The sequence below is a fragment of the Mycolicibacterium houstonense genome (assembly GCF_900078665.2).
GTDB classification, from domain to species: Bacteria; Actinomycetota; Actinomycetes; order Mycobacteriales; family Mycobacteriaceae; genus Mycobacterium; species Mycobacterium houstonense.
Window position 1 is genome coordinate 171,389 of the sequence record NZ_LT546207.1, and the last position, 23,384, is coordinate 194,772.

Consider the following 23,384-nt stretch of genomic DNA (forward strand, 5'->3'; position numbering starts at 1 on the left):
ACTGGAAAGAACATGAAGCAGGAATTGGTCTTCGAAGCCCCCCGACGCGGTATGCCACCGCGCCATCTTGCCGACCTCGACGAGGACGGCCGCGCGGAGGCCGTCACCGAACTGGGGTTGCCGAAATTCCGGGCCAAGCAGCTGGCCAACCAGTACTACGGCCGCCTGATCGCCGATCCGAAACAGATGACCGATCTGCCTGCCGCAGTGCGTGACCAGGTGGCCGAGGCCCTGTTCCCGACACTGATCGATCCGGTCAAGCAGATCCAGTGCGATGCGGGGGAGACCCGCAAGACGCTGTGGCGCGCGGGCGACGGCACCACATTCGAGTCGGTGTTGATGCGCTACCCGCAGCGCAATACCGTGTGCATCTCCTCGCAGGCCGGCTGCGGCATGGCCTGTCCGTTCTGTGCCACCGGTCAGGGCGGCCTGATGCGCAACCTGTCCACCGCCGAGATCCTCGAACAGGTCCGGGCGGCGTCGTCGGCCATGCGCTTGGAGCATGATGGCCGGCTGTCGAACATCGTCTTCATGGGCATGGGTGAGCCGCTGGCCAACTACAACCGGGTGCTGGCGGCCGTCAAACGCATCATCGCGCCGCCGCCCAACGGTTTCGGGATCAGCGCCCGGTCGGTGACCGTGTCGACGGTCGGCCTGGCCCCGGCCATCCGCAAGCTCGCCGACGAGAAGCTGGGGGTGACGCTGGCATTGTCATTGCACACTCCCGACGACGAACTACGCGACACCCTGGTCCCAGTGAACAACCGGTGGAAGGTCGACGAGGTCCTCGACGCCGCGCGGTACTACGCCGACGTCACCGGCCGTCGCGTGTCCATCGAGTACGCGCTGATCCGCGACATCAACGACCAGCCTTGGCGTGCAGACCTTTTGGGCAAGAAACTGCACAGCAAGCTGGGGCAGCTGGTGCACGTCAACCTCATCCCGCTCAACCCCACGCCTGGCAGCAAGTGGGACGCCAGCCCCAAGCCCGTGGAGCGGGAGTTCGTCAAACGCGTTCAGGCCAAGGGGGTGTCGTGCACCGTGCGCGATACCCGGGGGCGAGAAATCGCCGCGGCCTGCGGTCAGCTGGCCGCCGAGGGCTGAGCCGCGGCGTTGACTTTGAACTGAGGCTGCAAAAGATCGAGTAGGCGTCTGCGTGGATTCAAAGTCAACGTATCGCCGGGCCTAACCCGGCGCGTTGGTGAACCAGAGGTTCTCCTCACGGAGGCTGCGGCTGCGCCAGCCGTCGGGGGTGCGCACCAGCTCGTGGTGGTAATACCCGCCGCACGCGCTCATCTCCGCCATCCCCGGCAACTGCATGGGGTTGTAGAACATCGCCCGCACCGTCGCGGTCTCCCCGTCGGTGTCCAAGATCTCGATGTTGGTGATGTAGTGCATGCTCCACGGGATCACCCCGAAGTTGGCCGCGAACCAGTCGACCACCTCGTCACGTGTCCCGACGATGGCGCCCGCCGACGAGTAGTCGATTACGGCGTCCTCGGTGAACACCGACCGGTACAGCTCCCAGTCCTTGGAGTCCACGGCTCGGGCATAGCGGTACAACAGGGCCGAGATTGCGGAATTCGCACTCAGGTCCATGGTTTGCTCGCAAGCTCGCTCACTCCGGCATACCGATGGTCTTGGACTCGAAGTACTCCTTGAAGCCCTCCTCGCCGTTGCGCCGGCCCAGGCCGCTCTGCTTGGAGCCGCCGAACGGGCTGTTGATGCCGAAGTGGCTGCGGCTGTTGATCGTGACGTTGCCGGTGCGGATGCGCCGTGCGATGGCGAAGGCCCGGTCGACATCGCCGGACGAAACCTCCCCGGACAGTCCGTAGATGGAGTTGTTGGCGATGGCCACGGCCTCGTCGTCGGAGTCGTACGGGGTGACCGTGAGCACCGGTCCGAAGATCTCCTCCTGGGCCACCTGCGAGTCGGGGTCGACGTCGGCGAGCAGGGTCGGCTGGGTGTAGTACCCGGTCGGCAGGTGCTCCGGAATCCCGCCGCCGGTGACCAGCCGGGCGCCCGAATCGATGCCGGATCGGATGAGCCCGAGCACCTTTTCGCGCTGGGTGGCGCTGATCTGCGGGCCCTGCATGATGCCCGGGGTCCACGGATCGCCGACCGGGAAGTTCTCCATCGCGCCCTTGAGCTGCTCGATGCCCTCGTCGTAGCGGCTGCGGGGGAGCAGGATCCGGCTGGGCAGGATGCAGGACTGCCCACTCATCACACACGCCATCATCGCCGCGATCGGCAGTGCCGAGTTGAAGTCGGCATCGTCGAGCACGATGTGGGCCGACTTGCCGCCCAGCTCGAGCATGGTCTTCTTGACCGTCGATGCCCCGGCGGCCAGGATGGCGCGCCCGGTCGCGGTCGATCCGGTGAAGGTGATCATGTCGACCCGCGGGTCGGCCGACAGCGCGGCCCCGACCTCGTTGGCATTGGACACGACGACGTTGAACACGCCGGCCGGGATGTCGGTGTGCTCGGCGACGATGCGGCCCAGCTCGGTGCCCGACCACGGGGTGAGCTGCGCCGGCTTGAGCACCACGGTGTTGCCCGCCATCAGGGCAGGAACCGTCTCGGCGATGTTGAGGTAGAACGGTACGTTCCACGGGGTGATCGCGCCGACCACGCCGACCGGCTCGTAGGCGATCTTGCGCCGCGCCGGCCCGAGCTGGGTCTGGTGCACACCGTTGTCGACCACGTACTCGAAGTTCCTGCCGTGTTCGGCCCAGTGCTTGACCTCGCAGATCGGGTCCTCGATCTGTGATCCCGTCACGGTCACCGGACAGCCGACCTCGGTGACCAGGATTCGGCGCAGCCGTTCCTTCTCGGCCTCCAGCGCGTCGTGCAGCTGCATCAGGCAGTGGTGGCGGAACTCGACGTCGCGGCTCCAGTCGGTTTCGTCGAAAGCGCGTCGCGCGGCGCCCACGGCCCGCTCGACATCAGCCGTGGTGCCGTCGGTCGCCTGGCCCGCCACCTGCTCGCTGGCGGGGTGGATGACGTCGAATTTCGCACCGCTGCCGGTGTATTGGAGTTCGCCGTCGATGAGCATCCGCTCGTCACCGGCGAGCACGCCGGTGTCGCTCTGCACCTGGGTCATGCCGAACAGCTTTACAAAAATTGCGTCCTGTGTCACCCCTTTGGCGAGACTGCAAGTCTCTGCGATCGTAGAGTGGGCGACGTCGGGGCGAGGAGCGTCAGTTCGTGTCGGACTGCTTGATGCCGACGGCGTGGCGCAATTGAGCCAAGAACTGGTCGTCGTCGTCGCTGCGCACGATGTAGTGCGAGACCGCGACCCGGATCGCGGTGGCCGCCTTCACCGGGGCGTTGGCGCCGGACAGCAGTTTGAGCAGCCGCGACCGCATGATGGGGATGACGTTGGCCAGCTGGGCGATCACCACTTCGGGTTCGATGTCGACCAGCCGGACCCCGGAGTACGACTGCTGATATTGCACGATGAAACGCAATGCGGCATCGAGTTTCTCGTTGCCCCGCAGGCCCACGGTGGCGCGGCTGATGCCGTGGTCGAACATCTCGCGTTCGTGGGTGCCGAACGCGTCGAGCAGCTCCTGCTTGTCGGCGAACCAGCGGTACAGCGTGGGCCGAGATACCCCGGCCTGCAGTGCCACCTCGGAGAGGCTCAGCTTGGTCTGCCCGCTGCGGGCCAGCACCTCGGCGGTCGCCACCAGGATTCGGTGGCGCGTCGAGGTGTCTTCGACTGATGCGTCCCGCTGCGCGGGTACAGGTTCATTCACGTCCAGGCCTTGGTTGATCGAGGTTCACCAAATGGTAGGACCATCACAGCAACTTCTTGAGTATCGCCACAGTCTCCAGGTCGGCCAAGGCGGCGACGCCGCGTCTGGCGCCTTCCAGTGCGATGCCCTCGTCCTGCATGCCGCCGAGGCCCGCGGTGATCACCGGCGCGGCATAGGCGTAGATCGCGCCCAACCGGTAGCGCTCCCAGAGCTCGTCGGGGTCCAGTGCGGGACCACCGGCCGCGGCCAGTGCGCGTCGGTATTCGTCGAGCAGATCGCGCTCGGCGGCGCGTCGATCGTGTGTGGTCATACAGGTGACCAGGGTATATGCCAATTCGCGCCCCGGGTGGCCCCGGCGTACGGCCTGCCAGTCGAGCAGCCCGGCCTCACCGTTGCGGAAGAACAGATTGCCCGGGTGGGCGTCTCCGTGCATCACCGTGTGCGGTGGCCGGTCGAGAAGCTGGGCCGCGGCCCGATAGTTCTCGTCGACGAACCGGCCGTCGGCCACCGGGATGTCGGTGCGCTCGGCCAGTCGTTTGGTCGACAGCTTGAGCAGCGATCCGGTCATCAACGAGGTGTGGTCACCCGACGCCGAGTACAGCCAGCCCAGCGGACCGCTGCCGCCGCGCGCCGGCAGCCGGTCCCAGAACGCCGCGTGCAGGCGGGCCAGCAATTCCACGGTGAGCGCCGCGCGGTCCTTGTCGAGCGGGCGCAGGGTGTCGGTGAATTCACAGGGGCCGCGGGCCAGGTCTTCCAGCACCAGCACGAAGCGGCCGGTGAGTGCATCGAAGGCGGCACCGTGGCAGCGCGGCACGCCTGCCAGTTCACCGGCCAACTGTTGATAGAAGCGAACCTCGGTGTGCCCGAGCCGGCCCAATTCGCCCATCATCCGGGTGGCCGCGGTGACTGCGGGCATCTTGACGAACACCGATTCGGGAGCCTCGCCCCGCAGTTTCAGCCGCGCACGAGACGACGTCCCCGCGTCACCGCCGACGATGGCGAGGGAATCCACGCGGTGGCCGGTCAGTTCGGTCAGGTAGGCGGCGTCGAGGTCGGCGATGCGCCGAGGCATCGACCGCATGCCCCCGAGAACGGCATCCGTTGCGATACGTTGCATCCCGTGGCCGATATGCGCGGCCAGGCCGGCTGCGGGGACGAGGCGGCGGGCCGGTGTGAGCATTGGGCAAGTTTACAAATTTGCGCAAGATTGTAAAGCGATTTCGGAAAGGGGTGGCGATGGCGGGTCCGATGGAGGGGTTCCGCGTCGTGGAGTTGGGCGTCTGGGTCGCCGCCCCGGCCGCCGGGGCGATCCTCGCCGACTGGGGTGCTGACGTCATCAAGATCGAACCGCCGTCGGGCGACCCCGCAAGGACCTTCGGCCGCATGATCGGTATCGACCCGGAGCTCGGGGTGGCCGCCAACCCGCCGTTCGAGATGGACAACCGCTCCAAACGTAGCATCGTGCTCGACCTCGGCACCGCCGATGGCCGAGACGTGGCGCTGGAATTGCTCTGTAGCGCAGACGTTTTCCTGACCAACGTGCGGCCCGCGGCGCTGCGGCGGCTCCAGCTCGACTTCGAGACGGTGGCGGCGCGCAACCCGCGCCTGGTATACGGACTGGTCACCGGCTACGGCCTGGCCGGGCCGGAGGCGGACCGGGCGGCCTACGACGTCGCCGCATTCTGGGCCCGCGCCGGGCTGGCCGACCTCCTGACCCGGCCGGGCGACACGCCACCCTTCCAACGCGGCGGGATGGGGGACCACTCGGCCGGGATGACCCTGGCGGCCGCGGTGTGCGCCGCGCTGCTGGCCCGGCATCGCACGGGCGCAGGACAATTGGTGAGCACCTCGCTGTACCGCCAAGGCGCCTACACCGTCAGCTTCGATCTGAACACCCTGCTGATGAGCGGACAACAGATCGCCATCGGCCGGCGGGAGGCGATGGCGAACCCGTGCATGAACAACTACGCCGCCGCCGACGGGAGACGATTCTGGATCGTCGGACTACAAGGCGACCGGCACTGGCCGGCGCTCTGCCGCGTGGTGGCTCGTGAAGACTGGCTGACCGACCCGCGGTTCGCCACGGCACGCGACCGTTACCTCAACTCCCGCGAGCTCGTCGCCGAACTGGACACCGTCTTCGCCGGACAACCGATGGACCATTGGGCTCCGCTGTTCGACGCCGAGCCGGACTTCTTCTGGTCGCCGATCAACAGCCTCGACGATGTCATCGCCGACCAGCAGTTCCATGCCGCAGGCGGCATCGTCGAAGTACCGGACGGGGTTTCGACGGTGCCGATGGTGGCCAGCCCGGCCGACTTCTCGGCAACACCGTGGCAGCCACGGATGGTGGCGCCGGCGCTCGGCGAGCACACCGACGAGATCCTCGCCGAGCTGCGCGGCACTCAGGACCGCTGAGCGTTGATGCTCGCGAGCAGTTCGTCGAGCTGCTCGTGGGTGACCTTTCCCGCCGAGAACCCGGTCATCCGGCCGATCGGCACGGATTCCAGCATGCGCATCAGGTTCATGCCGAATGCGGAATCGGTTGTGCCGAAAGGGGAAGCGCTGCTCAGCACCGTCAGGATCGTCTGTGCGGCCACCGGATCGGCGAGCAGCTCACCCAACGTCGATTCGCGGGTGAACGGTCGTATCGGCTCGTCACCGTCCACCGTCACCGACGCGCCGAGCCGGAGGTCGCGGCTCGATGCGCCGACCGACACGACATAGTCGCCGGCTTCGACCACCCAGCGTCCGGCATCTGGGCTCCAGTGGGCGAGATCGGCTCGGCCGACCGCGATTTCGACCGAACGTTGTTCGCCCGGATCGAGCGTCACCGAAGCGAATCCGGCGAGCCACCGCGGCGGCCGGCCGACGGCGGAACCGGGCAATCCGGCGTAGACCTGCACCACCTCGCGGCCGGCTCGGGAGCCGGTGTTGGTCACCGTCAGCCGGACCGACACCCCATCGGTGGTGGGGGTGAGCTCGAGATCGGAGTACCCGAACGTCGTGTAGGACAGGCCGTGCCCGAACGGGAACGCCACCGGTAGATCCCGCGCGTCATACCAGCGGTAGCCGACGAACATCCGCTCGCCGTAGACGGTATGACCGGACTCGGACGGGAAATTCAGGTATGCGGGCGAATCCTGCAGTCGCAGTGGCACCGTTTCGGCCAGTCGGCCCGAGGGGTTGACCACGCCGAACAGCACATCGGCCAGCGCGCCGCCTCCGGCCTGTCCGAGCAGGGCGCCGTCGACGATGGCCGGGGCCAGGTCGGCGACGGCGTCGAGCCGTATCACACCACCGTGGGACAACACCACCACCGTGCGGGGCTGTGCCTCGACCACCGCGCGTAACAGGTCGATCTGGGTGGCGGGCAGGTCGATGTGCTCACGGTCATAGCCCTCGGACTCCTCCTCGGCGGTCAGGCCCAGGAACACGATCGCGGCATCGGCCGCTTCGGCGGCCGTGACCGCTGCGGCCACATCGGTGCCGGCGCAATAGCTGACCGGGTGATCGCCTGCGAGCCCGCGGATCTCGTCCAGCGGCACATCGAGCCGGGTCGGGTTCACGTGGGAGCTGCCCCCACCCTGATACCTCGGCTCCTGAGCGAATCTACCGATGACCGCGAGCGGAGCCGGTGCCAGCGGCAGCAGCCCGTCGTCGTTCTTCAACAGGACGATGGCTTGCCCGGCGGCCTCGCGCGCCAGCGCATGATGCTCGTCGACGTCGAATGATGCTTTCGTTTCACCGTTTCGGGTGACCTGCTCGGTCAGGTGGGCCACCCGGGCCGCAGCACGGGCGACCGCATCGGCGCCCAATTTCGCGTCCTGGACCGCCTTTACCACCTCGCCGTCGGAAACGCCGCCGGTAGAGGGCATCTCCAGATCCAGGCCCGCCGACACCGCGGCGACCCGGTCGGCCACCGCACCCCAGTCGCTCACCACCACGCCGTCGAAACCCCACTCGTCGCGCAGCACCGTCGTCAGCAGCCAGGTGTTCTCCGCGGCGGAGACACCGTTGATCCGGTTGTAGGAACACATCACCGTCCACGGCGCCGCGTCGCGGATCACGTGCTCGAACGCCCGCAGGTAGATCTCCCGCAATGTCCGCTCATCGACATCGGAGCTCGCGCGCATCCGGTCGTGCTCGGCGTTGTTGACCGCGAAATGCTTCAGCGACGCACCGACACCGCGACTCTGGACTCCGCGCACCCACGCGGCGCCGAGTACCCCGGACAGCAGCGGATCCTCCGAGTAGTACTCGAAGTTGCGGCCGCAGCGCGGATCGCGCTTGATGTTGATTCCCGGGCCGAGCAGCACATGCACGCCCAGCGCACGCGATTCGTCGCCGAGTGCCCGGCCGATCCGTTCCACCAGCTCGGCGTCCCAGGTCTGACTGAGCCCGACCGCCGGCGGAAAACAGGTTGCCGGCTCGCTGCCCGAGAGGCCGAGATGGTCTGTGGCGCTGCCGGATTGCCGACGCACGCCGTGCGGGCCGTCGGTCAGCACGATCGACGGCACCGGACCGATCGCCTTGGTGGTCCAGAAACTCGCGCCGCTGCCCAGCGCGGCTTGTTCGGTCAGGTCGAGCCCGGCGATGAGATCAGCTGAGTCGGTCACCGAGCCCAGGGTAGCGACGAATGTGAAATGCCCTGGTCAGTGTTGATGCTTCACTCCGGCAGCGTGGCGCAGTTGCGCGAGAAAGTCGTCGGCGTCGTCGCTGCGTACCAAATAGTGGCAGACCGCGACCCGGACGGCGGTGGCCGCGGCGATATCGGCATCGGCTCCGGTTGTCAGTCGTTGCAGGCGTTCCCGCATCAATGGGATGACCTGGGCGAGCCGCCGGATGACGTGTTCGGGTTCGATGTCGACCATTCGCAGCCCCGGGTAGGACTGTTGGTACTCGACCACCGTCCGCAGCGCCGCGTCGAGGTGTTCGTCGTCGGGGAGGCCGGCGGAGGCCTGCGCGACGGCCTGCTCGTAGTACTTGCGCTCCCAGACCACGAACGCATCGAGCAGGTCCTGCTTGGAGGCGAACCAGCGATACAGCGTTGGGCGGGACACCCGGGCCTGCGACGCCACCTCGGACAGGCTGAGTTTGGTCATCCCGTTGGCGCCCAACACCTCCGCGGTGGCGGCCAAGATTCGCTCACGCGTACTGCTCTCGTAGTCCGGGGCCGTTGTTCGCGCCATGCCCCCAGCTTTACAAACTATCGCGTAACTGTCACGCTATTTCGTGGCTCGACACAGTCGTCTGACGCCCGTTCAGGAGGGAATACCCGTGACAGTTGCCAGCTCACCGCAGGCACGCGAATACAGCCCAGTCGACATCACCTCACACGAATTCTGGAGCCGGCCCTTCGCCGAACGCGACGAGACGTTCGCTCAGTTGCGGGCCGGTGATGGCCTGAGCTGGCATCAGCCGCTGTCGACGCTGTTCGATGTCGAGGAGCCGGGATTCTGGGCGGTGACCCGGCGCGCCGACATCCAGTTCGTCAGCCAGCACCCCGAGCTGTTCACCTCGACCCGGGGCGTCGCACTCGATCCGATGCCCGCCGACGTACAGAAATTCGCCACGTTCTTCCTGATGATGGATCCCCCCGAGCACACCACCTACCGGCGCCTGATCAGCTCGGCGTTCACCCCGCGCAATGTCCGCAAGATCGAGGAGCAGATCCACGCCAACGCGGTCGCCATCGTCGACGACCTGATCGGTGCCGGGGACGTCGACTTCGTCGAGGCCTGCTCGGCACAACTGCCGATGCGGACCATCTCCGACATGCTCGGCGTACCCGCTGCTGATCAGCCGGCGCTGGCCAAGGCCGCCGAAAAACTGTTCAGCATGAGCGATGACGAGTACTCCTCGCTCGAGGAACGTGCCATGGCCACCATCAACGAGATCATGCTGATCTCAAGCACCGGGGTGGAGTTGGCCAAGTTCCGGCGGGCCAATCCGGGCGACGACCTGATGACCAGCATCGTCAACGCCGAAGTCGACGGTCACCGGCTCACCGATGAGGAGATCGGGGCGTTTCTGATCCTGTTGGCCTCGGCCGGCAACGACACCACCAAGCAGACCACCACCCACGCGATGATGGCGCTCGCCGCCCATCCCGACCAAAAGGACTGGCTGCTGGAGGATTTCGACAACCGCATCGGCCTGGCCACCGAGGAGTTCGTGCGATGGGCCACTCCGGTGATCCAGTTCGCCCGACACGCCACCGAAGGCGTCGAACTGGCCGGCCAGCAGATCAGCGCGGGGGACAAGGTGGGCCTGTTCTACTGCTCGGCCAACCGCGACGAGTCGGTGTTCGCCGATCCGCAACTGTTCGACCTGAGCCGTTCGCCCAACCCGCAGATCGGATTCGGCGGTGGAGGTCCGCACTTCTGCCTCGGGAATCAACTGGCCAAGACCGAGTTGCGACATCTGTTCCGCGAGTTGCTGACTCGGCTCAAGACCATCGAATTCGGTGAGCCGGAACTGCTGTACAGCAGTTTCGTGCACGGCATCAAGCGCGTGCCGGCACACATTCGGTAGCGCGGCCGAATGGCGCCGGCCGGGGCCTCGCGCTAGGAAGTCTTGGGCGGGCGGGGACGCACCAGTACCGATTGCTGGATGGCGCCGACCGCGCCGGACTCGTCGAACAACGTTCCCACCGTCGCGCCGATGCCATCCGGACCGTAATGGGTATCGGCGCGGATGCCGATCCACTCCCCGTCGGGCACGCGATGGATGTGCACCACCAGATCGGTGTTCAGGAACGTCCACTTGCGAATGTCGATCTTGGAGCCGATGCCGTTGGCGTCGTCGGCGACGGCGAACAACCGCTGCAACGGTGTCATCGGCTCGCCCTTGACCACATCGACCGTCGGCCGCAGCCACGATTCGCCCGCGCCGGGCGCCTGCGGCACGGTCAGCCAGCGCCAATCCACGCTGTGTACGTAGTTGGGCTCCCAGTTCTTGGCCATGTCGTGGCTGCGGGCCTGCTCAAGCGGGGGCATTGGTTCGGCGCCGGAGCGGGCCACGGCGGTGGTGTCCAGCTGCGACATCCGCCAACCGCCGGCCCGTGCCACCACGCGAGGCTCGCCATCGGGGCCGGCGGCCAGCATCTCGGCGCTGACCAGTTCGATCTGCTTGCCCGGTCGTTCGAGCTGAGCCCGCACCCACAGATCACCCTCGGACGGCACGCCACCCATCAGATCGACGGCCACGCGGCTCAACCGGGTGTCGGGGCGATGCTCGCAGCGTTCGAGGGCGCGCACCAACAGCGCCGACACCGGGGCGCCGTGCTGGATCGTGGCCGACCAGGTGCCGCGTGCCATGTCGGTGGCGCGGAACCTCTCGCCGAGCGGGTCGGTCTCGGCGATCAGGTCGTAGTAAGAGTCAGACATCTCTACCGTTCGGGGTGGTGGCCGTCAGTGATGGTGATGCGCGTCGTGGACGCCCGGTGCGGGGATTTCGACCATCAGTGCCTCTACCCGCGACAGCTTGGTGCCGATCAGCCGCTCCGGATAGGCGTCGGTCGTGGTGACCAGGAACAGGGTCCGCCCCTCGACGCCGCCGAGCGCACACGCGATCGCGATGCGCCCATCGGCATCGACGCGGTCGGTCACCGCAGAACCGTCTGACGCGAGACGGTGGAATTCCTGCGCCAGGGTCAACGCCACCCACACGCCGCCTTCGGCGTCGATCGCGATGCCGTCGGGAGGCCCGTCGAGGCCATCGGCGAACACCCGACGGCCGGTCAAGCCGCCGTCAGGGGAGACCGTGAACGCGGTCAAGCGGCGTGCGGTGGACTCCGCGACGATCAGTGTGGAGCCGTCCGGGGTGATGGCCATCCCGTTGGGAAAATCGAGATGCTCGGCGGCGACGACCGCGGTGCCGTCCGGGTCGATGCGCACGATCGTCCCGTTGGTCCGGGCCTGTGACCCGACATAGGCCCGGCCGACCTCGTCGACCACCATGTCGCCGAGCGCGGCGGGAACCAGATCACTGAGATCGGCCAGCAACTCGATGGTGTCGCCGTCATAGCGCAGTACCTGACGCCGCTGGGTGGATACGATCAGCAGCGTGCCGTCGGGCCGAAATCCCAGCCCGGACGGGGAATGCCCGGGCACGTGAAGGGTCGTCATCGACCCGGACAGGTTGACCGTGTGCACGGCCTCGCCGAGCATGTCGGAGAACCAGAGCAGACCTTCGAACCACCGTGGGCCCTCACCGAAACAGAAGCCGTGTGCCAGTTCGGTTGTCCCGGTTTGTTCGGTTCCCGCCGTCATCCCTGCGCGCCTTTACAAAACACGCGACAAGTGTCACGCTCACCGGGTGTCACTGTCAACCACCGGAGCGCGGTAGATGAAGAAGTTCTACGGGCACACGCTGCTGTATCTGCACGAGACCATCGATCTGGGGTCCGGCCGAACCGATCAGTTCAGCGCACCTTTCGGTGATCTCTATCGGCCGATGATGGAGGACCTGGGCGCGCGGCTGTTCGCGATCTGGGAGACCACGCCCTACAACGGTCATTGGCCGCAGGTGACGATCATCTGGGAGATCGACGCGTTCGCCGACTATGCCCGGATCGGCAGGGCGCAGGCGCTCGGCGGCAGTCACGAGAAGCAGGCGCTGCAGTGGGCCGCGTACCTGTCCGAGATCGGCGCCCGCGGCGAGGGGCGAATCATGTACGCCGGCAAGTACAACCGGACCCTGGCCCAGCTGAAAGAGGCGAACTTCGGTGCCGGCCTGGTGATCCAGGAGATCATGCAGACCAAGCCCGGGCGCCAGGACGATTACATCCGCGAACTCGAGCGCCTCTACGTGCCGTGGTCGGAGAACACCGGCAAGCGGTGGCTCGGCTCGTTCATCACGACCTTTCGGTTCAACGAGGTGATCCACTACTGGGCGCTCGACGACGATTGGGACTGCTTCGAGAACCACTACCCCTCCTGGAAGGGCAATCCGCCCGCGGAGATCGTCACCTGGATGAGCGTGGCACCCGCGCTTCGTGACGGCTGGGAGGATTCGATCCTCTGCGCCCTGCCGCCGTCACCGCTGAAGTAGGGGCGAGCCATGGATACGACGAAACAGCCTGTGTTGCGGGACTTCACCTACGATCCGTTCGATCCGGACGTGATGGCGAATCCGCTGCCGTACTACCGCATCCTGCGCGACGAGTACCCGGTGTACTACATCGACAAGTGGGACACCTATGCGCTGTCCCGCTTCGGCGACATCTGGGAAGTGCTCGGGGTCAACGACGGAACATTCGTCGCATCCGAGGGGACCTTGCCCGCCGCCAACGTCCTGGCCCACCGCAACGACGGTCCGGTGTCCGATCCGCCGTTGCACCCCATGCCATTCCACGCCAACTTCGACTCGCCGATCTACGAGGACGTCCGGCGGTGTACCTCGGCCCAGTTCCGGCCGCGGTCGGCGGCCAAGCTGGCCGACCGCATCCGGACCCTGGCCAACGAGCGCCTCGACGAGCTGCTGCCGCTCGGAAGGTTCGACCTGACCCAGGATTACGGCGGCATCGTCGCGGCCGCGATGGTGTGCGAATTCGTCGGACTACCGGTCGATCTGGCTCCGGACGTGCTCGCGACGGTCAATGCGGGCAGCCTGGCGCAACCGGGAGAGGGAGTCGAGGTCGGTAACGCCCGGCCGGGCTATCTGTCCTATCTCACCCCGATCATCGAGCGCCGGCGCGCCGAGGGGTCCGATGGCAGCGTGCCGATCGCCGACAGTCTGATCGCGCACCGGCTACCCGACGGCTCGGCCCTCGGCGACATGGAAGCCGCCGTGCAGATGTTGGGTGTGTTCATCGGAGGCACTGAAACGGTCCCGAAGATCACCGCGACCGGGCTGTGGCAATTGCTGCGTCACCCTGAGCAATTGGCCGCGGTGCGTGCCGATCTCGAGGCCAACGTGCCGATTGCCCGGGAGGAGATCATCCGCCACAGCGCACCCGCGCAATGGTTCGCCCGCACGGTGCGGCGGCCCTACACCATCCACGGCACCACCATGAATCCCGGTCAACGCGTCATCACCCTGCTGGCCTCGGCCGCTCGAGACGAACGGGAGTACGACGATCCGGACGATTTCGTGTGGAACCGGCCGATCGAACGCCTGCTGTCGTTCGGTCATGGCCAGCATTTCTGCCTCGGGGTGCACGTGGCGCGGTTGGAGATCACCATCATGATCCAGGAGTGGCTCAAACGCGTCCCGGAGTACCACATCGACGAGGCCGCGGCCTCCCGGCCGCCGTCGAGTTTCCAGTGGGGCTGGAACAACATCCCGGTGGAGGTATGACATGTGGTGCTACCGCCTCGTGGCACCGTTCACGTTCGAACGCACCGACATCGCCGAGCCCTCGCCGGAATCCCTTGGCGAGGGCCAGGTCCTGCTCGACTTCCTCGCCGCCGGCATCTGCGGTAGTGATCTCCCGGGATTCCGCGGCACCCAGGGCAAGCTGCCCGGAGACATCGGTCGCCGGGCGGCGGAGATGAACGGCTTCCCGATCCACGAGATCGTCGGGGAGGTGCTGGCCAGCCGGCATCCGGATCACCGGCCGGGGGAGCGGGTGGTGGGCTGGGCCTCGGGATTCGACGGGCTGATGGGCCGTGTGATCGCCGACGGCGCCGGGCTGGCGTCCTACGATCCGGCGCTGACACCCCAACTGGCCGTCGGCCTGCAACCGCTGGCATGCGTCCTGTATGCCGTCGAGCAGCTGCCGGATCTGTCGGGCAGCCATGTCGCGGTCATCGGACAGGGCTCGATCGGCCTGCTGTTCTGCTACGTGGCAAAGGCTTCAGGGGCGATTCGGGTGACCGGGGTGGATCCGGTCGATCGCGCCGGGATCGCCACTCGGTTCGGGGTCGACGACGCGGTACGGGCCACCAGCGACCGGTGGGTCCGCCATCTGGGCACCACCGGCAGGCCCGACGTTGTCATCGAGGCGGTCGGCCATCAGGTGGCGACACTCAACCACGCGTTGGAGGCCGCTGCCTTCGGTGGCACGGTGTTCTACTTCGGCGTGCCCGATGACGACAGTTATCCGATCAGCATGCGCACCATGCTGCGAAACAATCTCACGCTGAAATCCGGTGTCACACTGGACCGTCAACGGGTCCTGCGGCGGGCCGACGAATTCGCCCGCGAACACCCCGACCTGTTGCCCGGCTACGTCACACACACCTTCGGCTCAAATGAGGTGCAGGCCGCCTTCGAATTCGCGTGCCGTCCGCTGCCCGAGCGCGTCAAGATCGCGATCACCCGATGAGCCGCAGCAGATTGCAGGACGCGCTGGCCGCCGAACCCCGGATCTTTGGCGGCTGGGTGGTCGGGCCCACGATCATCGGCCCGGAAGAGTTCGCGGCAGCCGGATATCACTACGTCGGGTTCGACGTGCAACACGGGTATCTCGACGACACCGACGTGGCCCTGCTGCTCCGCCGGCTCGAGCAGGTGCCGATCGCCACGGCCGTGCGATTGCCTTCGGCCGATCCCGCGCCGATCGGTCGGGTGCTCGACGCCGGTGCCGATGCGGTGATCATCGCCATGGTGGAATCCGCCGATCAAGCCGCCGCGGCGGTCGCCGCCACCCGATATGCCCCCGCCGGGGTCCGCAGCTTCGGTCCGCTCCGGCCGAGCCTGGGGCTCGACACCGCCGGGCTGGAAGCCAGGGTGAGTGTCTTCGCGATGATCGAGACGGCGGCGGGTCTGGCCGCGGCCGAGCAGATCTGCGCGGTACCCGGCCTCACCGGCGTCTACGTCGGCCCGGCGGATCTGGCGATCTCGATGGGGCAGCAGCCCGCGGACGCCTGGACCCACCCCGAGGTGCGGGCGGCGATGGTTGCCGTCAAGGATGCCGCCGACGCCGCCGGTCTGGTCGCCGGAATCCATGCCGGCGCGGGACGGCTCGGAAACGCCGTGGCCGAATTGGGCTTTCGGATGATCACCCTGGCCTCGGAGTCTCAGGCGCTGCGTCGCGGTGCCATCGAACATCTCAATGAGGCCAGCGGACAGGCGAGCGGAACCGAACGAGGAGGCTACAACTGAACACAGGAGTTGGGCGGGTCGCACTCGTGACCGGTGCCGCCCGCGGCCAGGGCGCGGCGATAGTTCGCCGATTGGTGACCGACGGCTACCGAGTGACCGCCGGTGATCTGCTAGTCGATGAACTTTCCTCCAGCACAGCCGAATTCGGTGACCGGGTGCTCGCCGTCGAGCTGGACGTGACCTGCGCCGAGCAGTGGCAGGCCGCGGTGCGGGCCACGGTCGAGCGGTTCGACGGGCTCAACGCGCTGGTGAACAATGCCGGTGTGCTGCACCGTGCCTCGATCGCCGAGGAGACCGCGGCCGGGTTCGAGAACGCGTGGCGGGTCAACTGTCTGGGGCCGTTCCTGGGCCTGCAGGCGGCACTCGAGCCGTTGCGGCGAGCCGACGGCGCCGCCGTGGTGAACACCTGCAGCACCGGCGCCGTACGCCCGTTCCCGCACCACGCGGCCTACGGCTCGTCGAAATGGGCGCTGCGCGGGCTCACCCACCTGGCCGCCGCCGAATTGAGCCGTGACGGGATCCGGGTGAACGCGGTGTTGCCCGGGCCGGTCGAGACACCGATGCTCGACGCGTCGACCCAGGTCCGGCTGATGGAACGAGCGACCCTGGGCCGGCTCGGCCGGCCGGCCGAAATCGCCGACGCCGTGGCGTTTCTGCTGTCGGAGCAGGCGACGTTCATCACCGGGTCGGAACTTCTGGTCGACGGTGGCCAATGTTTGCAGATCGGTTAGGGCGGATGGCCCCTTCACCGACGGTCGGGATCATCGGCGCCGGCCCGGGTGGGTTGGCGCTCGGAATCTTGCTGAGAAAAGCCGGTTTCGAGGGCTTCACGATCTTCGACCGGGAGGACGGGGTCGGCGGCACGTGGCGGATCAACACGTACCCGGGCCTGGCCTGTGACGTGAAATCGCACCTGTACTCGTACTCGTTCGAACTCAACGCCGGGTGGAGCCGGCTGTGGGCCGGACAACCCGAGATCCTGGAGTATTTCGAACGGTGCGCCGAGCGGTACCGGCTCGGCCCGCACCTGATGCTCAACACCGAGATCACCGCGGCGCGTTGGGATCCGGCAACCAACAGTTGGACCCTGACCACCGCCTCCGGGGCCGAGCACCGATTCGACATCGTGATATCGGCGATCGGCCTGTTCACCCAGCCGGTGCAACCGGATCTCGAGCCGGAGGAGCCGTTCGACGGCACGGTCATGCACACCGCGAACTGGGACCACGACGTCGTGCTCGGTGGGGCCCGGGTGGCCGTCCTCGGAACCGGATCGACTGCGTCCCAGGTGGTTCCGGAGATCGCCAAGGTGGCCGAGAAGGTGTATTCGGTGCAGCGTTCGCCGACCTGGGTGCTGCCCAAGCCGGACCGGCCCTATACCGAGCGCGAACGGTGGCTGTTCGCCCACATACCACTGGCGAAGAAGATCTACCGGACCCGGTTGTGGCTGCGCAGCGAGTCCAACATCGCCGTCATCGAGAACGGCAGCGACAAGACCCAGGAGTTCAAGGCGATCGCGCTCAATCTCCTCGAATCGACCGTCGCCGACGAGGAATTGCGGGCCCGGCTCACCCCGGACCATCCGCTGGGCTGCAAGCGCCTGGTGTTCTCACCCGACTTCATCGCGACACTGACCCGGCCCAACGTCGAGGTGGTGTCCAGTCCAGCGCGGGCACTGCGGTCACGGGGTCTGGTCACCGAGGACGGCCGCGAACTCGACGTCGATGTGGTGGTGTGCGCCACCGGCTACGCGGCCGCCGACTATCTTGGACAGATCGACGTGACCGGTGAGGGTGGAGTCTTGCTGCGGGACACCTGGAGCGAGGGAGCATTCGCGTATCTGGGAATGAGCGTGCCCGGCTTCCCGAACTTCTTCATGCTCTACGGCCCCAACACCAACGTCGGCTCCAACAGCGTCATCTTCATCCTGGAAGCACAGGCCCGCTATGTGGTGAAGGCCCTCAAACATCTACGGCGCAAACATAAGTCATACGTGGCGGTGCGCCCCGACACCATGGCCGCCTACCTTGCCGACATCGACCGGTGGATGCAGGGCACGGTGTGGCTGACCCGGTGCAGCAGCTACTTCCGGGCGCCCAGCGGCCGGGTGGTCACCCAATGGCCGCGCAGCGCCCGCGCGTTCTGGTCGATGACGCGGCGATTCCGAGCCGCCGAGTACACCTTCGACCCGCCCGCCATCCAGCCGGATCCGGTTACCGCGGCCACCGAACGAACGGATGGCTGAGTCGTGTCCTGGCTCGAACGCCTCGATCCGGCATTGCGCGGCTTCGCCGAGGCCCGCACCGATCTGAGCGCCGATCAGTTGGGGGTGGTGCGGACCTCGCTCGATCAGCGTCGCCGGGAGGCCGCACAGACGCTGGACACCCCTGGCGTGGAGATCATCGGGGCCCGCGTGGCCCTCGGCCGGCGCAGCATCCCGGTACGCATCTACCGGGGCGGGCCCACCCCGTCGCCCGCGGTGATCTACTGCCATTCGGGAGCCTTCGTGCTGGGCAACCTCGACACCGATCAGCTGCAATGTGTGGAGCTGGCCCGGCGGGCTCGCTGCACGGTGATCTCGATGGACTACCGGCTGGCACCCGAATACCCGTATCCGGCCGCGTTCGACGATGCGATGGTGGTCCTCAACTGGGCGGCCACCCTGGCCGCGGACCTCGACATCGACGTGGAACGCATCGCGGTGGCGGGAAGCAGCGCCGGCGGCGCGCTGGCCGCCCTGCTGGCCCAACACGCCGCCCCGGGCTCAGCGCCGCCCGNGCGGGCGGCGAGCCTGGCCGGTGTGGCGCCGGCCCTGATCACCTGCTCGGAACTCGATCCACTGCGCGACGAGGCGCTCGACTATTCCCGTCGGCTGCTGGCGGATGGTGTTGCCACCGAACTCCATCTGTTTCCGGGGACCTGTCACGGATTCGATTCGCTGCTTCCGGAGTGGGAGGTCAGCCAACAGCTCTTTGCCCTCCAAGGTGCGGCGATGCGGCGCGCGCTGCATGGATGACGCGGTAGCTGATCAGCTCGGCGGTGGTTGTGATCGACGTTGTGGGCAATAATGCAGAACTATTGCAAGTGAAACTCGCGCGGACAGTCGGTGCGGCCGGTGCGACGATGACTGCGGCGGTGTCGGGGGCACACCCGGGGATCCAGCCGGATGCGTCGGGAGCGAGTGAGCGATTGAGAGGTATCTATGTCGGCCGACGACGACCGGCTTACGTACTCCAGAGATCCCAAACACGCCAGGGACCCGATGTCCTACGGCGGGCTCGACGCGCTGCTCGGCGGCCCGGTGGCGGCGCTGCCCAACGGACGGTCGCGGCACGGCGACTCCAGGGTTTCGGCTCCGCCGGTCGTGTTGACCTCGAATTTCGCCGCTCCTGGCGCGGCTGAGATCACCACCAAGCTGCCGGTGGTGCCGGGACGGTCGGATCCTCCGCCGATCAACGGCTCGTCCTCGGCGGGCAGCTGGATCCTGGAGCAGCCGCTTCCGGCGACGGTGGCCGACGAACCGCGCGCAATCGACAACCTCGCCCGGGTCGGCGTGCGCTCCGCGGTCAAGATGCAGCCGCGGCGCGGCTGGCGGCGCGCGGTCTATGCGACCACCCGCGTCAACCTCGGGCTGTCGCGTGACGAACTGTACGAGCTGGACCTGTACGCCAGGGTGCGCCGCACGGCACGCGAGTCGTATCAGATCGGCGTCTTCGGCCTGAAGGGAGGCGTCGGCAAGACCGCGGTGACCGTGGCCCTCGGATCGGTGCTCAGCGCCGTGCGCGGCGACCGCATCCTCGCCATCGACGCCGATCCGGCCAGCGGCAATCTGGCCGACCGGGCGGGACGGCAATCCGCGGCGACCGTGGGCGACCTGCTGGCCGCCAAAGACCTGTCGCGCTACAACGATGTGCGGGCCTACACCAGCATGAACGAGTCCAAGCTCGAAGTGCTGTCCAGCGACGAATACAGCCGCGCGGCCCGGGCGTTCAACGAAGCCGACTGGAACGCCGCCACCGGCGCGGTCTCCAAGCACTACAACCTCGTCCTCGCCGACTGCGCGGCCGACATGTTCGCCCCGGCGGCCCGCGGGGTGCTGGCGACGGTGTCGGGTGCCGTCATCGTGGCCAGTGCCTCGATCGACGGTGCCCGCCAGGCCGCGGTGACCATGGACTGGCTGCGGCACAACGGCTACCAGGAGCTGTTGAGCCGCTCCTGCGTCGTGGTCAACCACGTCGGCCCGCGCAAACCCAACGTGGACACCGGCGATCTGGTGCACCAATTCCAGAAGCACGTGGCCCCCGGCCGGGTGTTCGTGCTGCCGTGGGACAAGCACATCGCCGCGGGCACCGAGATCCACTTCGACCTGTTGCGGCCGGGCTACCGGCGCCGGGCCCTCGAGCTCGCCGCCGCGCTGTCGGACGACTTCGAGGGCGGCGCCCCGCTGGCTTGAACTTTCGGCCGCGGTGCCGCTCAGCCCAGCGCCAGTTCCCGGGCGACCGCGGCGTGGTATTTGTCGATGTTCGCCGGGTTGACCACCCGGAACAGGGCATCCGGCAGCGGGGAGTCCTTGTAGGCCTCGATGGTCATGGTGCGGCTGAACAGCGTGATGTCATGTCCGGGCCGGGTGAACTGGTACTGCACGGTGATGCGGCCTTCCATGCCGCCGTTGCCATCCTCGTCGTGGCCGAGCCGGCCCACCGAGTTGAACACCCACATGCGCGGTCGCATGGCGATCGCCAGGTGCCAGGTGTAGATCTGCGCCCCGTCGGGACCGGCCTCGGTCCAGGTGTCGCCGACCTGTAGCGGTAGCCGTTCGGGCAGCCCGCCGATGTGGGCGCTGCCCGGGTAGGTCTTGACCCAGTTGGCCGGGTTGGTGACGAAGTCGTAGACCTCCTCGGCGGACTGGGTGAATGCCGTTTCCGAGCTGGTGGTCACGATGCCCAAGAGTGCTTGCCTTTCTTCTGTGGGTGGCGGTTTCGCGGTCAGACGTCGCAGCCGCACGCGGTGGCTGTGTCGGACACGGGAAGTTCGGCGAGGAGGTCCACGCGCGTCGCGTCGAAGCTGAGGAGCCCCCGGATGGGCAGCGATTCCGGCAGCGGATCGGGGTAGCTCCATGCCACGTCGACGATGACGGTTTCGCCGACGACTGCCGACCAATAGTCGGCCGTGCCCTTGTAGTTGCAGTACGACGTCGTCCGGCTGGGCTGCAGCAGCTCAGTGCGGACCAGCGCCGGGTCGACATAGAGCCGCGGCTCCAGCGCCGTCTCGAACACGATCACGGTTTCGTCGGTGTCGACGAGAACGGTGCCTGCGGCCGTCACCCGCAGACCGCGGCGGGTCGGGCGGCAGTCGATGCGATGGTAGGGATTGGGCGGATAGTGCACGAGTTCGCGGCCCTCTTCGAACCACGTGTCGACGGCGTCCCACGGCACCGCGGCATATCCCGGGGCCTCGGGTACTGGGTCGTGTGGCAGGTGGCCGATCTCATCGTCCGGGAAGGCGTAGCTGAGCGGATGACCGGCGCGGTGCACCATCAGGGCGCGTTCGGTGTCGAGGCACGTGACACCGCCGCGCACTGCCTGGATGCGGCGCGGGTGAGGCTCGATGTAGACGGGGGCGGCGGCCAGGGGAGGCGTGAACCAACCGGCCGGCTGTGTACTCAACGGACCCCGCCCTGCGACGAGACTCATTGCGGCACCTCCCGTTTGGCGGATCGTCCGGACGTGGGCGCAACTGCGTCACGCACCGGTGCGCCTCGGTGCGTCGATCGTCGCGTCTAGATAGAAGCTTTACAGATTCTCTCGATAATGTCACGCTGTTGAGTGAGGCGGGTTACCCCGCAGGACGCCAGTCGAGACGTGCGGGCCGATCAGCCCCTCTGGACCCGGAATGGATGCCCTATGTCCCCACAGTCAGGAATGTCCGCACAGATGTCCGAGGTGCTCGCCCCCGGCGTCGCTTCGCACCCGATTCCGTTCTCCCGGTCGCGGGTCCGGCCCGACGAGACGCTGCAATACCGATTGAACGTGATGGCAGCCGACGTCGCCGGTGTGGTGTCGGGTATCGGTGGGTGGTTGTTCGACCGGGCGATGGCGGGCTGGCGGGTGTCGGTGGCGGGCAGCCGGTGCGCCGGCCGGTGCGGGGCGGGCGTGGTGTTCAAGGCCGAGGTCGGGTCGCAGTCACCCGCGGTCGGCCAGATCCAGGGCGTGTGGGTGCACCCCGAGTGGCGTGGTCACGGGCTGGGCACCGCGGGGACCGCGGCATTGGCGGCCGCGGTGGTGGCCTCGGGCCGCATCGCCAGCCTGTACGTGAACAGCTACAACACCGTGGCTCGGGCTACCTACGCCCGCATCGGTTTCGAGCAGGTGGGCACCTTCGCCACCGTGTTGCTGGACTGAGTGCGCGGAACGTCAGCGCTCTGTGGCGGCGACCTGTGTCAGCAGCTCGTCGACCGTCCNTGGCGGCGCTGCCCAGCGGACGGTCGCGGCACGGCGACTCCAGGGTTTCGGCTCCGCCGGTCGTGTTGACCTCGAATTTCGCCGCTCCTGGCGCGGCTGAGATCACCACCAAGCTGCCGGTGGTGCCGGGACGGTCGGATCCTCCGCCGATCAACGGCTCGTCCTCGGCGGGCAGCTGGATCCTGGAGCAGCCGCTTCCGGCGACGGTGGCCGACGAACCGCGCGCAATCGACAACCTCGCCCGGGTCGGCGTGCGCTCCGCGGTCAAGATGCAGCCGCGGCGCGGCTGGCGGCGCGCGGTCTATGCGACCACCCGCGTCAACCTCGGGCTGTCGCGTGACGAACTGTACGAGCTGGACCTGTACGCCAGGGTGCGCCGCACGGCACGCGAGTCGTATCAGATCGGCGTCTTCGGCCTGAAGGGAGGCGTCGGCAAGACCGCGGTGACCGTGGCCCTCGGATCGGTGCTCAGCGCCGTGCGCGGCGACCGCATCCTCGCCATCGACGCCGATCCGGCCAGCGGCAATCTGGCCGACCGGGCGGGACGGCAATCCGCGGCGACCGTGGGCGACCTGCTGGCCGCCAAAGACCTGTCGCGCTACAACGATGTGCGGGCCTACACCAGCATGAACGAGTCCAAGCTCGAAGTGCTGTCCAGCGACGAATACAGCCGCGCGGCCCGGGCGTTCAACGAAGCCGACTGGAACGCCGCCACCGGCGCGGTCTCCAAGCACTACAACCTCGTCCTCGCCGACTGCGCGGCCGACATGTTCGCCCCGGCGGCCCGCGGGGTGCTGGCGACGGTGTCGGGTGCCGTCATCGTGGCCAGTGCCTCGATCGACGGTGCCCGCCAGGCCGCGGTGACCATGGACTGGCTGCGGCACAACGGCTACCAGGAGCTGTTGAGCCGCTCCTGCGTCGTGGTCAACCACGTCGGCCCGCGCAAACCCAACGTGGACACCGGCGATCTGGTGCACCAATTCCAGAAGCACGTGGCCCCCGGCCGGGTGTTCGTGCTGCCGTGGGACAAGCACATCGCCGCGGGCACCGAGATCCACTTCGACCTGTTGCGGCCGGGCTACCGGCGCCGGGCCCTCGAGCTCGCCGCCNA

Annotated in this window: 21 protein-coding genes and 2 pseudogenes; 13 read left to right on the forward strand and 10 right to left on the reverse strand. The window is 67.5% G+C overall.

The features are described 5' to 3' along the window. Positions 1 to 12: 12 nt before the first annotated feature. Positions 13 to 1,104 carry a dual-specificity RNA methyltransferase RlmN gene (gene rlmN, locus BN4332_RS00905; RefSeq protein ID WP_066896289.1) on the forward strand — a complete coding sequence of 364 codons (1,092 nt, stop codon included), beginning with the start codon at positions 13 to 15 and terminating at the stop codon, positions 1,102 to 1,104. A gap of 81 nt (positions 1,105 to 1,185) precedes the next feature. Here the strand turns inward: rlmN and BN4332_RS00910 are convergent, their stop codons facing one another. From BN4332_RS00910 to BN4332_RS00925, 4 genes are all read right to left on the reverse strand, one after another. Further along, positions 1,186 to 1,599, reverse strand: a complete 414-nt coding sequence (locus BN4332_RS00910) for a nuclear transport factor 2 family protein (RefSeq protein ID WP_066896292.1) — start codon at positions 1,597 to 1,599, stop codon at positions 1,186 to 1,188. 19 nt (positions 1,600 to 1,618) lie between these two features. Further along, positions 1,619 to 3,103, reverse strand: a complete 1,485-nt coding sequence (locus tag BN4332_RS00915; protein WP_066896295.1) for an aldehyde dehydrogenase family protein — start codon at positions 3,101 to 3,103, stop codon at positions 1,619 to 1,621. A 97-nt stretch (positions 3,104 to 3,200) separates the two neighbouring features. Beyond that, positions 3,201 to 3,758 (reverse strand): TetR/AcrR family transcriptional regulator, encoded by a 558-nt coding sequence (locus tag BN4332_RS00920; RefSeq protein WP_066896298.1) that lies wholly within the window; start codon positions 3,756 to 3,758, stop codon positions 3,201 to 3,203. 43 nt (positions 3,759 to 3,801) lie between these two features. After that, positions 3,802 to 4,938: a phosphotransferase gene (locus BN4332_RS00925; protein ID WP_066896305.1), complete on the reverse strand. Its 1,137-nt coding sequence runs from the start codon at positions 4,936 to 4,938 to the stop codon at positions 3,802 to 3,804. Between the two features lie 56 nt (positions 4,939 to 4,994). Between BN4332_RS00925 and BN4332_RS00930 the strand changes: the two genes are divergently transcribed. Next, positions 4,995 to 6,176, forward strand: coding sequence for a CoA transferase (locus tag BN4332_RS00930; RefSeq protein ID WP_066896307.1), 1,182 nt, complete (start codon positions 4,995 to 4,997; stop codon positions 6,174 to 6,176). Here the strand turns inward: BN4332_RS00930 and BN4332_RS00935 are convergent. Then, the gene (locus tag BN4332_RS00935; protein WP_066896310.1) at positions 6,164 to 8,377 is read right to left on the reverse strand and encodes a glycoside hydrolase family 3 C-terminal domain-containing protein; all 2,214 of its coding nucleotides are present in this window, start codon (positions 8,375 to 8,377) and stop codon (positions 6,164 to 6,166) included. The two genes, BN4332_RS00930 and BN4332_RS00935, sit on opposite strands and share 13 nt — an antisense overlap. Positions 8,378 to 8,413: 36 nt before the next feature. Next, entirely contained in the window at positions 8,414 to 8,950 is a 537-nt protein-coding gene (locus tag BN4332_RS00940; RefSeq protein WP_066896312.1) for a TetR/AcrR family transcriptional regulator, read from the reverse strand. Positions 8,951 to 9,038: 88 nt separating this feature from the next. On the opposite strand from BN4332_RS00940, the gene BN4332_RS00945 reads away from it, so the two are divergent. After that, positions 9,039 to 10,295 carry a cytochrome P450 gene (locus BN4332_RS00945; RefSeq protein WP_066896315.1) on the forward strand — a complete coding sequence of 419 codons (1,257 nt, stop codon included), beginning with the start codon at positions 9,039 to 9,041 and terminating at the stop codon, positions 10,293 to 10,295. A gap of 32 nt (positions 10,296 to 10,327) precedes the next feature. Here the strand turns inward: BN4332_RS00945 and BN4332_RS00950 are convergent, their stop codons facing one another. Next, positions 10,328 to 11,149 (reverse strand): thioesterase family protein, encoded by an 822-nt coding sequence (locus BN4332_RS00950; protein WP_066896318.1) that lies wholly within the window; start codon positions 11,147 to 11,149, stop codon positions 10,328 to 10,330. Positions 11,150 to 11,173: 24 nt separating this feature from the next. After that, positions 11,174 to 12,034 (reverse strand): SMP-30/gluconolactonase/LRE family protein, encoded by an 861-nt coding sequence (locus tag BN4332_RS00955; RefSeq protein WP_066896321.1) that lies wholly within the window; start codon positions 12,032 to 12,034, stop codon positions 11,174 to 11,176. A gap of 76 nt (positions 12,035 to 12,110) precedes the next feature. Here BN4332_RS00955 and BN4332_RS00960 point away from each other — a divergent pair, with 76 nt between their 5' ends. From BN4332_RS00960 to BN4332_RS00995, 8 genes are all read left to right on the forward strand, one after another. Further along, positions 12,111 to 12,815 (forward strand): NIPSNAP family protein, encoded by a 705-nt coding sequence (locus tag BN4332_RS00960; RefSeq protein ID WP_066896324.1) that lies wholly within the window; start codon positions 12,111 to 12,113, stop codon positions 12,813 to 12,815. 9 nt (positions 12,816 to 12,824) lie between these two features. Further along, complete coding sequence (locus tag BN4332_RS00965; RefSeq protein WP_066896327.1) at positions 12,825 to 14,063, forward strand: cytochrome P450; 1,239 nt, start codon at positions 12,825 to 12,827, stop codon at positions 14,061 to 14,063. Between the two features lies 1 nt (position 14,064). Further along, positions 14,065 to 15,033 (forward strand): zinc-binding dehydrogenase, encoded by a 969-nt coding sequence (locus BN4332_RS00970; RefSeq protein WP_066896330.1) that lies wholly within the window; start codon positions 14,065 to 14,067, stop codon positions 15,031 to 15,033. Continuing rightward, positions 15,030 to 15,812: an HpcH/HpaI aldolase family protein gene (locus BN4332_RS00975; protein WP_066896333.1), complete on the forward strand. Its 783-nt coding sequence runs from the start codon at positions 15,030 to 15,032 to the stop codon at positions 15,810 to 15,812. The genes BN4332_RS00970 and BN4332_RS00975 overlap by 4 nt, the downstream gene beginning before the upstream one ends. Positions 15,813 to 15,838: 26 nt before the next feature. Continuing rightward, the gene (locus BN4332_RS00980) at positions 15,839 to 16,543 is read left to right on the forward strand and encodes an SDR family NAD(P)-dependent oxidoreductase (protein ID WP_235653987.1); all 705 of its coding nucleotides are present in this window, start codon (positions 15,839 to 15,841) and stop codon (positions 16,541 to 16,543) included. 5 nt (positions 16,544 to 16,548) lie between these two features. After that, complete coding sequence (locus BN4332_RS00985) at positions 16,549 to 18,057, forward strand: flavin-containing monooxygenase (RefSeq protein ID WP_435405141.1); 1,509 nt, start codon at positions 16,549 to 16,551, stop codon at positions 18,055 to 18,057. Between the two features lie 3 nt (positions 18,058 to 18,060). After that, entirely contained in the window at positions 18,061 to 18,828 is a 768-nt protein-coding gene (locus BN4332_RS00990; protein ID WP_066896343.1) for an alpha/beta hydrolase, read from the forward strand. 186 nt (positions 18,829 to 19,014) lie between these two features. Next, positions 19,015 to 20,265 (forward strand): MinD/ParA family ATP-binding protein, encoded by a 1,251-nt coding sequence (locus BN4332_RS00995; protein WP_066896346.1) that lies wholly within the window; start codon positions 19,015 to 19,017, stop codon positions 20,263 to 20,265. Between the two features lie 20 nt (positions 20,266 to 20,285). On the opposite strand, the gene BN4332_RS01000 is transcribed toward BN4332_RS00995, so the two are convergent. Both BN4332_RS01000 and BN4332_RS01005 read right to left on the reverse strand, forming a co-directional pair. Next, positions 20,286 to 20,759 carry a polyketide cyclase gene (locus tag BN4332_RS01000; RefSeq protein WP_066896349.1) on the reverse strand — a complete coding sequence of 158 codons (474 nt, stop codon included), beginning with the start codon at positions 20,757 to 20,759 and terminating at the stop codon, positions 20,286 to 20,288. A 38-nt stretch (positions 20,760 to 20,797) separates the two neighbouring features. Further along, positions 20,798 to 21,505: a DUF427 domain-containing protein gene (locus BN4332_RS01005; protein WP_066896350.1), complete on the reverse strand. Its 708-nt coding sequence runs from the start codon at positions 21,503 to 21,505 to the stop codon at positions 20,798 to 20,800. Between the two features lie 159 nt (positions 21,506 to 21,664). Between BN4332_RS01005 and BN4332_RS35310 the strand changes: the two are divergent. Together BN4332_RS35310 and BN4332_RS01015 are read left to right on the forward strand one after the other, a co-directional pair. Continuing rightward, a pseudogene (locus BN4332_RS35310) lies at positions 21,665 to 22,213 on the forward strand (GNAT family N-acetyltransferase); the annotation flags it as partial. Between the two features lie 35 nt (positions 22,214 to 22,248). Continuing rightward, a pseudogene (locus BN4332_RS01015) lies at positions 22,249 to 23,382 on the forward strand (MinD/ParA family ATP-binding protein); the annotation flags it as partial. Positions 23,383 to 23,384: the final 2 nt, after the last annotated feature.

Excerpts from the sequence above, each read along its gene's own strand:
- BN4332_RS00960 (WP_066896324.1), top strand. The coding sequence starts at position 12,111 with ATGAAGAAGTTCTACGGGCACACGCTGCTGTATCTGCACGAGACCATC.
- rlmN (WP_066896289.1), top strand. The coding sequence starts at position 13 with ATGAAGCAGGAATTGGTCTTCGAAGCCCCCCGACGCGGTATGCCACCG.
- BN4332_RS00940 (WP_066896312.1), bottom strand. The coding sequence starts at position 8,950 with ATGGCGCGAACAACGGCCCCGGACTACGAGAGCAGTACGCGTGAGCGA.
- BN4332_RS00910 (WP_066896292.1), bottom strand. The coding sequence starts at position 1,599 with ATGGACCTGAGTGCGAATTCCGCAATCTCGGCCCTGTTGTACCGCTAT.
- BN4332_RS00995 (WP_066896346.1), top strand. The coding sequence starts at position 19,015 with ATGTCGGCCGACGACGACCGGCTTACGTACTCCAGAGATCCCAAACAC.
- BN4332_RS00965 (WP_066896327.1), top strand. The coding sequence starts at position 12,825 with ATGGATACGACGAAACAGCCTGTGTTGCGGGACTTCACCTACGATCCG.
- BN4332_RS00970 (WP_066896330.1), top strand. The coding sequence starts at position 14,065 with ATGTGGTGCTACCGCCTCGTGGCACCGTTCACGTTCGAACGCACCGAC.
- BN4332_RS00930 (WP_066896307.1), top strand. The coding sequence starts at position 4,995 with ATGGCGGGTCCGATGGAGGGGTTCCGCGTCGTGGAGTTGGGCGTCTGG.
- BN4332_RS00950 (WP_066896318.1), bottom strand. The coding sequence starts at position 11,149 with ATGTCTGACTCTTACTACGACCTGATCGCCGAGACCGACCCGCTCGGC.
- BN4332_RS00975 (WP_066896333.1), top strand. The coding sequence starts at position 15,030 with ATGAGCCGCAGCAGATTGCAGGACGCGCTGGCCGCCGAACCCCGGATC.
- BN4332_RS00985 (WP_435405141.1), top strand. The coding sequence starts at position 16,549 with ATGGCCCCTTCACCGACGGTCGGGATCATCGGCGCCGGCCCGGGTGGG.
- BN4332_RS01005 (WP_066896350.1), bottom strand. The coding sequence starts at position 21,505 with ATGAGTCTCGTCGCAGGGCGGGGTCCGTTGAGTACACAGCCGGCCGGT.
- BN4332_RS00925 (WP_066896305.1), bottom strand. The coding sequence starts at position 4,938 with ATGCTCACACCGGCCCGCCGCCTCGTCCCCGCAGCCGGCCTGGCCGCG.
- BN4332_RS00915 (WP_066896295.1), bottom strand. The coding sequence starts at position 3,103 with ATGACCCAGGTGCAGAGCGACACCGGCGTGCTCGCCGGTGACGAGCGG.
- BN4332_RS00955 (WP_066896321.1), bottom strand. The coding sequence starts at position 12,034 with ATGACGGCGGGAACCGAACAAACCGGGACAACCGAACTGGCACACGGC.